Annotated in this window: 8 protein-coding genes; 3 read left to right on the top strand and 5 right to left on the bottom strand. The window is 73.0% G+C overall.

All coding sequences use genetic code 11. The annotated features are described in order from the left end of the window. Positions 1 to 198 precede the first annotated feature (198 nt). Positions 199 to 2889 carry an ABC transporter permease gene (locus ABZ990_RS07305; protein WP_361226657.1) on the top strand — a complete coding sequence of 897 codons (2691 nt, stop codon included), beginning with the start codon at positions 199 to 201 and terminating at the stop codon, positions 2887 to 2889. A gap of 175 nt (positions 2890 to 3064) precedes the next feature. Here ABZ990_RS07305 and ABZ990_RS07300 read toward each other — a convergent pair whose 3' ends face one another. Further along, on the bottom strand, positions 3065 to 4003 hold the full coding sequence (locus ABZ990_RS07300; protein ID WP_361226655.1) for an EamA family transporter: 939 nt from the start codon (positions 4001 to 4003) through the stop codon (positions 3065 to 3067). Positions 4004 to 4209: 206 nt separating this feature from the next. On the opposite strand from ABZ990_RS07300, the gene ABZ990_RS07295 reads away from it, so the two are divergent. Further along, positions 4210 to 5130, top strand: coding sequence for a hypothetical protein (locus ABZ990_RS07295; RefSeq protein ID WP_361226652.1), 921 nt, complete (start codon positions 4210 to 4212; stop codon positions 5128 to 5130). A 110-nt stretch (positions 5131 to 5240) separates the two neighbouring features. Continuing rightward, the gene (locus ABZ990_RS07290) at positions 5241 to 5426 is read left to right on the top strand and encodes a hypothetical protein (protein WP_361226650.1); all 186 of its coding nucleotides are present in this window, start codon (positions 5241 to 5243) and stop codon (positions 5424 to 5426) included. 1058 nt (positions 5427 to 6484) lie between these two features. Here ABZ990_RS07290 and ABZ990_RS07285 read toward each other — a convergent pair. The 4 genes from ABZ990_RS07285 to ABZ990_RS07270 all read right to left on the bottom strand — a co-directional run bounded on the left by ABZ990_RS07285 (position 6485) and on the right by ABZ990_RS07270 (position 11737). Continuing rightward, entirely contained in the window at positions 6485 to 7297 is an 813-nt protein-coding gene (locus ABZ990_RS07285) for a hypothetical protein (RefSeq protein WP_361226647.1), read from the bottom strand. 69 nt (positions 7298 to 7366) lie between these two features. Next, positions 7367 to 7825, bottom strand: a complete 459-nt coding sequence (locus tag ABZ990_RS07280) for a hypothetical protein (protein WP_361226644.1) — start codon at positions 7823 to 7825, stop codon at positions 7367 to 7369. 898 nt (positions 7826 to 8723) lie between these two features. Then, on the bottom strand, positions 8724 to 8909 hold the full coding sequence (locus ABZ990_RS07275; RefSeq protein WP_361226642.1) for a DUF397 domain-containing protein: 186 nt from the start codon (positions 8907 to 8909) through the stop codon (positions 8724 to 8726). Positions 8910 to 8983: 74 nt separating this feature from the next. Then, on the bottom strand, positions 8984 to 11737 hold the full coding sequence (locus ABZ990_RS07270; RefSeq protein WP_361226639.1) for an FAD-binding and (Fe-S)-binding domain-containing protein: 2754 nt from the start codon (positions 11735 to 11737) through the stop codon (positions 8984 to 8986). Between the last annotated feature and the right edge of the window lie 33 nt (positions 11738 to 11770).

The following is an 11770-nucleotide window of genomic DNA, read 5'->3' as shown; positions in this document are numbered from 1 at the left end:
GACTCCGCGCCGGACCCGTGCGCGCGCCTCCCATCAGGCCGTCCGACCCGGCCGTCCCGCCCGGCCCCGCACCCCGAGTCGTACCCCCGCTCATCCCCGAGAGGTACGCCCCTGACCCCGGACCGCCGACTCCGGGATGACCCCGAATCGTGCCTGATGGGGCCGCCCTCAAGGCCCCTGCTCCCTAGCGTTATTGCCATGCCGCCCTCCCGCTCCTCCCGCTCCTCCCGCTCTTCCCGCTCACCCCGCTCCTCCCGCTCGTCCCTCCTTGCCTTCACGCTCAAGGACTTCCGCGCCCAGCTGCGCCGGCTCGTCCTCACGGGCGCCGCCGTCGCCGTCGGCGTCGCGTTCCTCGTCCTGTCCGTCGGCGGCGCGGGCGCGCTCGTCCAGTCGTACGAGCAGTCGGCGGCGAGCGACGTCGGCGACGCGCCCGTCCAGGTCACCCCGCGCGGCAACGTCCCGGGCGCACCGCTCCCGGCGGACGCCGCCGCCAAGGCCGCGCGCGTCCCGGGAGTGGCGGCCGTCGCCCCGCGCGTCGCCGGCCACGCGAACGTCCTCACCCCCGCCGGCCGCCCGCTCGACGACCGCGCCATGGTGACCTCCATCGCCGCCCGCCCCGAACTGCGCTGGCAACGCTTGGCCACCAGCGCCTGGCCCGAACACCCCGGCGAGATCGCCCTCGACGAGGACAGCGCGACCCGCGTCGGCGCCCGTACCGGCGACACCGTCCGCATCACCACCGCCAAGGGCGGCACCGCCCGCGTCCGCGTCACCGGTCTGCTCGACACCGCCTCGTCGCAGACCCTCGGCGCCCACCCGGCGCTCGGCATCCCCGAGGCCGCCGTCGCCACGTACGCCACCGGCTCGCGCACCACCCACCTCGATCTCGCGCTGCGCCCCGGCGCCGACCCCCACGACGTCGCGAAGGACGTCCGGCACGCGCTCGGCGACGGCGTCGCCGCCCGTACCCACGCCGCGTCCGTCGAGGAGGCGAAGAGCAGCGGCCGGACGATGTACGCGGTCGTGCTCACCGCCGCGCTGTCCTTCGTCCTCATCGCGATGGCGGTGGCACGGATGGTCGTCACCAACACCTTCTCCGTCGTCCTCGCCCAACGCGCCCGCCAGCTCGCCCTGTTGCGCTGCGTCGGCGCCGACCGCGACCAGATCCGCCGGATCATCCGCCGCCAGGGCCTGCTCCTCGGCGTGCTCGCCTCCGCCGCCGGACTCGCGGCGGGCGCGGGCGCCTGCGCCCTCGGCACGGCGCTCCTGAACGGGCTCGCCGACCTCGGACCGATCGAGATCTCGCTGATGCCGGGCCGCTGGACGTTCCTCCTCGGCGGGCTGTTCGGCGTCCTGCTCACCCTGTGGGCGGTGCGCCGCCCGGCGCGCGCCGCCTCCGCCGTACCGCCGGTCGCCGCCCTCGCCGCCAGCGGCGCGGCAACCCTGCCCGAGCCGGGCAGCCGGTCGGTGCGCGAGGGCATGTCCGTCCTGATGCTGGTCGCGGGCGGGGGCCTGCTGGCCATCGGCGCGTTCGGCGGGTCGGCGATCGCGCTGCTCGCGGTGACGCTCGGCGCGATCCTCACCTTCTTCGCCGTGCTGCGGTACGCGCGCCACCTGCTGCCGCCGGTCGTCGGGCTGATCGGACTCGCCCTGCGCCGCCCGTTCGGCACGGTCGGCCGACTGTCCGTGCAGCAACTGCGCGCCAACGGCGCCCGGACCGCGGCCGCCGCCTCCGCGATGCTGGTGGGCGTGACCGTCGCCGTGTCGGCGGTGACGGCCATCGGGATCACCAAGGGCGGCCTGGAGGAGATGCTGACGGACCGGATGCCGGCCGTCTTCGCCCTCGACCCTGACGACGCCACGATCCCGGCGGGCGCGCTCACCGCGCTGCGCGCCGAACCGCAGCTGACCGTCACCCCCGTCCGTACCACCACCCTCACCCTCAACGGCCACCACACGGTCGTCGCCACCGCCGACCCGGCGGGCCTCAACCCGCGCGCCGACGGCGTCGCCCAGGCGCGGGCGCTGCGGGACGGCGAGGCGCTCGGGCCGCTGCGCCGCGCCGGGGCGGGGCTCACGGTCGTACGGGGCGGGGAGACGCTGCCGATGGGGATCCACCCGGAGGCGTCGCTGTACGTGACGGGGGCGACGTTCGACCGGCTGGCGGGTGGGGGCTCGGGCGGGGGTTCGGATGTGGCGGCGGGCTCGGGGTCCGGGTCGGGGTCGGGGTCGGGGTCGGGGTCGGGGCCGGGGTCAGGGTCGGGGCCGGGGCCGGGGTCAGGGCCGGGGCCGGGGTCAGGGTCGGGGTCGGGGTCGGGGTCGGCCCGGGTGTCGACGGTGCTGGTCAACCCGGCGGACGGGACCGGCCACGACGAGGCCCGGGCGGCGCTGGACCACGCGCTCGCCGCGTACCCCGGCATCGGCGTCGCGGACACCGGCTCCGACGCGCGGCTCGTCCGCGCGATGCTGGACCGGCTGATGCTGGTGGTCACCGTGCTGCTCGGCTTCTCGACGGCCATCGCCGCGCTGGGTGTGGCGGCGACCCTGATGCTGACGGTGGAGGAACGGACCCGCGAGTTCGGAATGCTGCGGGCGATCGGCCTGCTCGGCGAGCAGCTGCGCCGCATGCTGACCCTGGAATCCGTCCTGCTCGCCCTCTCGGGCGCGCTCGCGGGCACCCTGCTCGGCCTGGTGTACGGCACCGTCGCCGCCCGCTCCGTCCTGGGCGGCCGGATCTCCCCGCTGGCCGTCCTGGGTTCGTCGGGCGGTACGGCTCTGACGATCCTGGGGCTGCTCGCCGCCACCGTCCTCACGGGGGTCGCGGCGTCGGTGCTGCCGGCCCGGCGGGTACGGCGGATGGTGATCGTGGAGGCGCTGCGGGAGGCGTGAGCGGGCGGGTGTTACGGGGCGGGCGGCACGGGCAGGGCGGCCTGGGCGGGGCCGCCGTACGTCCGTACATCCGTACACGAGAGCGGCGGCGGAGGGGCATCCCCTCCGCCGCCGCTCGGCGTTCGGTGTCCGGTGCTCGGTGCTCGGTGCTCGGTGTCCGGCCGGTCCGCGGGCGTTACGGGGTGGCGCGGGCCACCTGGGTCCGTACCGCGCCCATGCTCGCCGCGATGACGAGCGCGATCGCGAGGGCGTCCATCAGGCCGAGTGCCTGGTGCAGGACGAGGAAGCCGGCGGTGGCGGCGATGGCCGGTTCCAGGCTCATGAGGATGGCGAAGGTCGCGGCGGGCATCCGGCGCAGGGCGACGAGTTCCAGGGCGTACGGGAGGACGGAGGACATCAGCGCGACGGCGAGGCCGAGGCCGACGGTCGACGGGACGACCAGCCGGTCGCCGGACGCGACGATGCCGAACGGCAGGCTGATGACCGCGCCGACGGTCATCGCGAGGGCGAGCCCGTCCATCTGCGGGAAGCGGCGGCCGGTGCGGGCGCTGAAGACGATGTACGCGGCCCACATGGAGCCCGCGGCGAGCGCGAAGCCGGCGCCGAGCGGGTCGAGCCGGTCGAAGCCGCCGCCGCTGAGCAGGGCGACGCCGGCGAGCGCGAGCCCGGCCCACAGGAAGTTGACCAGGCGGCGCGAGGCGAAGACGGAGAGGGCGAGCGGGCCGAGCACTTCGAGGGTGACGGCGGCGCCGAGCGGAATCCGGGCGACGGAGAGGTAGAAGAGGATGTTCATCGCGGACATCGCGGTGCCGAACACGACGACGGTTCCCCAGTCGGCACGGCTGTAGCCGCGGATCTTGGGGCGGCAGGCGATCAGCAGCACGGCGGCGGCGAGGACGAGCCGGAGCGTGACGACGCCGAGCGCGCCCGCGCGGGGCATGAGGAGGACGGCGACGGCGGAGCCGAACTGGACGGAGAGCCCGCCGGCGACGACGAGCGCGACGGGCCCGAAGCGGCCGAACCGCCCGAGCGGGCCCGCGCCGGGGGCGGCGGGGGCCTGGGGCTCCGTGGGCGTGGCGGACGCCACGGATATGTCCTTGACCGGGCTGTCCACCGGCTCACTCCTCTGCCTGTCACCGACCGTCACGACGATCATGAGTTCAGTGAGCTGAACTCACCAGTGCAGAGTAGTGCACCGGTTGCTCACTCCTCCATCCTTACCGGCGAGAAGGTCCCGGGCAAAGGGGGTGGATCACTCTCACGAGTGGTCATATGCCAAAAGCAACCCCGAGCGGGCCGTCGGCTCCTAGCTTCGGCCTCATGGTCACCTCATCCCATGAGACCGCGCACCGGATCTTCCAGGACCGCCCGGAACTCCTGCCGCCGGTCTTCGACCTCCTCGGCATGCCGCTGCCGACGAAAGCGGAGATCGATGTCATCAGCCCGGACACCACCGAGATCCGCCCGCTGGAACGCCGGGTCGACACCGTGCTGCGCGTCAACCTGCCCGGCAAAGACGGCTTCCTGCTCGCGATCGAGGCCCAGGGCCGCCGGGACCGGGCGAAGGCGTCGAGCTGGACGTACTACCTGGGCTACCTGCGCGCGAAGTACGACATGCCCGCCCTGCTCCTGGTGGTCTGCCAGGACCGCCCCACGGCCCGCTGGGCGGCGGGCCCCTTCCGCACGGGTTACGGCGACTGGTCGGCGCTCACGCTCCACCCGCTCGTCCTCGGCCCGGGCAACGTCCCGGTCATCACCGACCCGGACACCGCCGCGAAGAACCTCGCCATGACCGCGTTCTCGGCCCTGACACACAGCACCCAGCCGGAGGCCCCGGCCATACTGGAAGTGCTGGCGAAGGCGCTCGGAACGGCGGACGAGGACTCCTTCCGGTACTACTCCGAAATCATGGAAGTCGGCCTGGTCGAGAGCCCGGTCAGGGACAACTGGAGGAAACTGATGAAGAACGGAAGCTACTTCCCGGGCCGCGGCACCCTCGTCGAGGAGACGTTCCTGGAGGGCAAGGACGCCGGCTTGGCCGAGGGGAGGATTGAGGGTCAGGCCGAAGCCACGGCCAACGCGGTGGTCAGCGTCCTGAAGACCCGAGGCATCGATGTCGACGCGGAAGCTCTTGAGCGCATCAAGGGCTGCACCGACACCGCGACCCTCGACCGCTGGCTGACCCTCGCCGTCACCACCCCCCAGGCGGCCGACCTCTTCGAGAGCGAGGCCGCGGCGTGACCGGAGCGGGGAAGCGGATCGGCAGCTTTTTCCCGGGCCGAGGCACGCTGGTCGAGGAGACCTTCCTCAAGGGCAAGGCAGTGGGCGAAGCCGAGGGCAAAGCTGCGGCCTTGTCAGAGGCAGTAGTCCGAGTCCTGAAGACCCGAGGCATCAGCGTCCCCGCAGAAGCTCTCCAGCGCATCCAGAGCTGCACCGACTCCGACACTCTCGAACGCTGGCTGCCCCTCGCCGTCACCACCGCTACCCGGGTCGAGGACCTCTTCGACCTCACCCCCGAGGCGGAGCCGAAGGACTGACGAATAGCGGGGCGGTCGAGAAGGGTTGCCCCGCAGGGAGTGGGCGGGCACGCGTCATAGCGCGAGGTGCGAGTGCGCTTGACGTGGTGTCCGCCCTCCTTCCGAGAGTCGCACCTTCCAGCGCCGCGTCAAGGGCGCTCCCTTCGGTCGCGTCGCTCACGCGATGACCTTCGGCCACCCTTGACCCGGCGCCTCCAGGCGCGAAAGACACTCTCGGAGGGCGGCCCAGGGGAAAGGTCCACGCGGGGGTGATGCTTGCGCTGGCCGCCGGAGGCGGGCGGCGGGCCGGTGGTCGGAGGTCCGGGTATCGCTCCGGTCGGCTTGATGTCCGTCCGCCGGTGGGGTGGGGCTCGGTTTGCGGCCCGGGCCGGTGGGACCGTGCCCGCCGGCCCGGGGTGCGCAGCAGTGAAATGGGGCGGCCCGGCACGGCATAGCGAATGACAGCCGTCAGTTGGTCGGGATTCAGGCCCCGCTGGTCACTGCCAGTGGCACTGAAAAATCCACGAGCGCACATACGAGGATCACCCCCGCGTGCGCGGGGATCACAGGAGCCGACCTGCGGCTTCACATCGCCAGACCCCGGATTTTACCCACTTTACCAAGGCGCGACTTAAGCCAACATCCCACTTCAAATAGGGCAATTGTGAACTCCTGCGACTCTAGAGGTCCTCCCGGGCGCTCGCGAGCACACTAACTCGCACGGTCGGGCAGAAGGTGTTGCTCCGCCCCTCGGCGGGGCGAGTGTGGCTCGCGTGACGGCAGGGGCGAACGAGGTTGCTCGCGTGCGCAGTTCCTTCGTCCGGCGGGTGAGTAAGTCGAAATCCCCGCCGGAAATGGGGCAGGTGTGAACTCCTGTGACGACTGAGGCACTCCCGGACGCTCGCGAGCGCACTTACTCACGCGGCCCGGGGCGGAAGGCGCGACTCCGCTCCCGCTGTGGGGCGGGTGTGAACTCGTGTGACTCCAGAGGCGAGACCTGGGGCACCCCGGACACCCACACCGTCACCGACACGCGCCTCTACGGCACTGCCCGAGCACGCTCGTGGGACCGAGGAGTATCAGGCGGGCGTTGTGGAGAGGGTGACGAGGATCTGGCCCGAGTAGCCCGTCGTCGATCGGATCGAGTCCGCGAACACTTCCATCGCCCACGCCGCCACATCCGTGGACCACTCCGGCACACCGCAGCGGAAGGCGAGGCCCCGGCGGAAGCCCTCCGCCTGCACCACTCCCGCGAGCGGGAGAGCGAGCCCCGGAGTCTTCGCACCGGCCGGTCTGAGGGGCTCGACGGTCATATGCCCGTACGTGCGGTCAAGCGCCGCCTCGCGGATCTCGGCGGACCGCTTGGCGAGGTGCGCCGACGGCAGCGCCGACACGGTGACCGTGAGCGAGGCCGCGCCGGACGGGTCGGCAAGGGCGAACCAGTCGGCCACTTCTGCGAGTTCGACCTGGGCGTCCCCGGCGCGGTGCAGCGGCACCAGCGCGTGTGCGCCGGTGAGCCGGACCGTGCCGACGCGGTGCAGCGCGTCCGAGAGGACCGTGATCACCGGCAGGAGCGGGAGCCGGCGGGCACGCTGCTTTCTGCCCGGGATGTTGACGGGGCGGGGGAGCGACGACTGCAGCCAGGCGAGCTGGCGGACTTGGCCGTCCTGCGTCCAGTCGCCGTCCGCGTCGTTGTGGTCCCAGAGGTTGTCGGCGGGCTTGTCCGTCAGCGCGGTGGAACTCCAGGCGTAGGCCGACGCCCGCTTCACGGCGAGGCTGAAGACGTCCTCGTCGAGGTCGGACTCGGCGCTCACCCTGTCGATCCAGGGATGCCGGGTCAGTACCCCGTGCAGTCCCACGATGAGCGTGGGGTCCGGACCGGTGTCACTCATGGCCGTACTCCTGGAACGAGGGGAGGGGGAGGGGGAAATCAGGGGACTGCCCGGGCAGACCCTAGGGAATCAGACGCCGCACTTGACCGTGACGGTCTCCGTGTAGGCCTTCTCCGGCGAGTCGGGCACGCCGATGAGGTCAACGTCGATCATGGTGCGCCACTGGCGCTTCTTGCTGTTCGCACAGGTCTTGCGTGCGACGACCCGGCGGGCACTGCCGCCGTTGCCGGACTTGAGGTTCTTCGCGTTCTTGGCGACCGAGTGCCACTTGCTGCCGGACTTCATCTGCAGCCAGATGGTCACCCTCGCCTTGGTGCCGGGGCCGCTGACATGAGTCCACCAGGCGTGGGCGGACGCTGTGCGGGGCGGGGTACTCGAAATGTGGACGCGGTCGCCGTTGGTGACGAAGACGCCGGGGCCCTTCAGGGCGGCCGGTGCGGGCGCGGCAGAGGCGCCGAGCAGCACGAGGGTCAGGGTCGCTGAAGCCAGGACGCGGGTGTACATGGTGGAGTGCCCTCCGTTGCTCACGATTCCGATTCGGGAGCATCACCGTGATCCCGGATCTCCGTGGGTTGGCGGTGCGAGTGGCGCTATCCGTGCATACCGGACGTTAGCGAGGAGACAAAGTGTGTCGCAATCGCATAATGCGCCATCGGCGAGGCGGGGCAGGGTGGCCCGGGTGCGGGCGGTGACCGGCGCGAGTCACGGTTCCGCGCCCCGGCTGTCCGGAGGGGGCGCCGAGGGGGTGGAGGGGAGTATTCGGCGGAGCGAGTGGTCAATTGAGTTCCGGGGAGGGTGAGTTGACTCGTGCCCTGCGGGTTCGCGTGCCGGTGGGAGAGAGTGGCGGGTGAATGGCGTGAAGTAGTTCAGGGTCGCGAGGGGCGCGGACGGGTGACGTGGGGCACCGGATGCGTGTGCCCGTAGGGAGTCGGGGTGGTGGGGCGCGGCACCTGGGCCTGGTCCGCTGGGGGCGGGCCGTGCTCGGGGTAGCGGCTGCGGCGAGGCGCTGTTCGGCACCTGGTCGGCGTACGCGCTCAGCGTCGCCCGGGGCCTGAGCTTGAGTTGAGACGGCCCGGGCCGCCCCATTCCACGACCGCGCACCCCGGGTCGGCGGACACCGTCCCACCCGCCCGGGCCGCAAACCGAGCCCCACCCCACCGGCCCCCAGTCGACAAACCAGCCGGAGCGATACCCGGACCCCACCCCGACGGCCCGCCACTCGCCTACGGCGGTGGGCAGAGCATCGCCCCGCGTGGACCCTTTCCCCGGCCCGCCCTCCGAGTGTGAAAAGGCTCCCGTAGCCGGGCGGTCAAGGGTGGGCGCAGCCCATCGCGCAGCGACGCGACGAAGGAGCGCCCTTGAGGGCCCGGCGAAGGGGGCCACACTCGGAAAGAGGGCGGGCCACCACCCGAACCCGACTCGGACCTCAGCCCGTAGTGGCCTCGTTCACGAAGGTGGACCAGGCTTCCGGAGTGACGGCGAGCTGGGGGCCGGTGAGGTTCTTGGAGTCGCGGACGTGGACGGTGACGGGGTGGACGGCCACCCCGACGCAACTGCCGCCTCCGGCAGCTCCGTTCGGCGGATCGCGGATCCATCGGTATCCGCACTCCATCACCGGTCAACGTAAGACCGCAGCGACCGCCCGCGACATCGCCGCACCCCACTCCACCCCGCCCCACCTCGGCCTCACCCGTCCAGCGCCTCCGCCACCACCTCCGCCAGATGCCGGGGCCGCCGGTCCGGCGAAAGGTGGTCGATCTGGGTGCGGCAGGAGAAGCCGTCCGCGAGGACCACGGCATCGTCCGGCGCGGCCCGCAGCGCGGGCAGGAGTTGGTCCTCGGCGCAGGCGCGGGAGACGTCCTCGTGGCCCGGTTCGAAGCCGAAGTTGCCCGCCAAGCCGCAGCATCCACCGGCCAGTTCGCCCTCCATCCCGATCTTCTGCCGCAGCCGGCGTTCCGCCCCATCCCCCAGGACCGCGTGCTGGTGGCAGTGGGTCTGGCCGGTCACGGTGGTGGTGTGCCGGAGGCGCGGCGGAGCCCAGTCGGGGGCGAGCTGTTCCAGCGCCTCGGCGAAGGTGCGGACCGAGCCGGCGAGGCGGGCCGCGCGCGGGTCGTCCGGGAGCAACTCCGGCAGGTCGGTGCGGAGTGTCGCCGCGCAGGAGGGTTCCAGGACCAGGATCGGGCGGCCGTCGAGAGCGCTCGGGGTGCCCGCCATGACGTCGAGGGTGCGGGTCATCACCCGCCGCGCCGCGTCGAGGCGGCCCGTGGACACGTACGTCAGCCCGCAGCACACCCGCCCCGGCGGCAGCGCGACCCCGAGGCCCGCCGCCTCCAGGACCTTCAGCGCGGCCATGCCCACCTGGGGCGCGAGGTGGTCGGTGAAGGTGTCGGGCCACAGGGTGAGCAGCGGCGGGCGGCCCGAGGCCCGTTCGGTGAAGAGCGAGGTGAACGTGCGCTCCGCCACCCTCGGCATCGCCCGCTCCGGCGTGACCCCCGCGAGGCGGGCCGCGAACGGCAGCCGCATCGCCCCGTTCAGCCCCCGCCCGAACACGTCGAGCAGATGGGGCAGTCCGCCCATCGTCCAGTGCGAGCGCGGGCGCTTCCACGCCCGCCGCCCGGCGTAATACCCCTCAAGGAAACGGGACTTGTACGCGGCCATGTCGACACCCACCGGGCAGTCGCTACGGCAGCCCTTGCACGACAGGCACAGGTCCAGCGCTTCCCGGACCTCCTCCGACCGCACACCGTCCGTGATGACCTCACCGAGCGCCATCTCGTGCAGCAGCCGGGCCCGGCCACGCGTGGAGTGCCGCTCCTCCCCCGTCGCGCGGTACGAAGGACACATCACCCCCGGCCCCGAACTCGGGCCGTCCACGCGGCACTTCGCCACCCCGACGCAACGGGCGGCCTCACGCCCCAGCTCGTCCTCCACCACCTTCAATTCCGTACGCCGCAGCCCCGTGAACCGCAGCCCCGAGTCCAGTGGTTCCGGTCGTGCCAGCATGCCCGGGTTCAGTCCGCCGTCCGGATCCCACAGATCCTTCACCGCGCCGAACAGGCCGACGAGTTGGTCTCCGTACATCCTCGGCAGCAGCTCCGCCCGCGCCTTCCCGTCCCCGTGCTCACCGGACAGCGAGCCGCCGTGGGCCACCACCAGGTCCGCGACCGCTTCCGAGAACTCCCGGAAGCGAGCGACGCCCGCCCCCGTCCACAGGTCGAAGTCGATCCGTACGTGGACGCAGCCGTCGCCGAAGTGCCCGTACGGCGTGCCGCGCAGCCCGTACTCCTTCAACAGCCCCCGGAACGCGCGGAGATAGGAGCCAAGCCGGGCCGGTGGCACCGCGCAGTCCTCCCAGCCCGGCCAGGCGTCCGTCCCGTCCGGCATCCGGGTCGCCGTACCCGCCGCGTCCTCGCGGATCCGCCACAGCGCCCGCTGCCCCGCCGCGTCCCGTACGACCGCGGCGTCCAACGCGTCGGCCGCCCGCACCAGTTCGGCCGCCGGGCCCGCGCCGTCCATCTCGACGAACAGCCAGGCCCCGCCGCGCGGCAGACCGGCCGCCACCCCGTCCGGCACCAGATCGGCGGCCATGCCCTCCACCGTCAGCGGCCGGTACGACAGCAGGCCCGCCGCCGCGTCGGCGGCGGCGCTCTCGTCCGCGTACCCGAGCACCACCAGGACGGGATCGGCCGGCAGCGGCACCAGCCGTACCTCCGCCTCGGTCACCACCCCCAGCGTGCCCTCGCTCCCGCAGAAGGAACGGGCCACGTCGGCGCCGCGCTCCGGCAACAGCGCGTCCAGCGCGTACCCGGAGATCCGGCGCGGCAGCCCCTCCGGGTAGCCGGTCCGCAGCGGCGCGAGGTGGGCCGTGACGAGTTCGCGCAGCCCGGCGGGCGCGCCCTGCCAGTCCTGCCCGAGGCGCGCACGGCGCCCGTCGTAGGTCACGATGTCCAGCGCCCGGACGTTGTCGGCGGTCGTCCCCCAGGCCACCGAGTGCGCCCCGCACGCGTTGTTGCCGATCATGCCGCCGAGGGTGCAGCGGCTGTGGGTGGACGGGTCGGGGCCGAAGGTCAGACCGTACGGGCGGGCCGCCTCCCGCAACCGGTCGAGGACGAGACCGGGCTGGACGACCGCCGTGCGCGCCCCCGGGTCGATCGACACCAGCTCGCGCAGATGGCGGGTGAAGTCGAGGACGACGCCGGTGCCGGTGGCCTGCCCGGCGATCGACGTACCGCCGCCACGGGCGACGACCGGCACCCCGTACGTCCGGCAGACGGCGAGGGCCGCGGCGACGTCGTCGGCGTCGCGCGGGGCGACGACGCCGAGCGGGACGCGCCGGTAGTTCGAGGCGTCCATCGTGGTCAGGGCGCGGGCGGTGGCGGAGAAGTCGACATCCCCGGCGACGGCGGCACGCAGCGCCTCCGCCACTTCCCGACCCGCCACGAGATCCCGGCGCGCCGTGGCCCCCGCGCCTCC

The organism is Streptomyces sp. NPDC046203, from assembly GCF_040646255.1.
In the GTDB taxonomy this organism is placed as follows: Bacteria; Actinomycetota; Actinomycetes; order Streptomycetales; family Streptomycetaceae; genus Streptomyces.
This window is presented reverse-complemented; position numbering and strand designations above follow the sequence as displayed.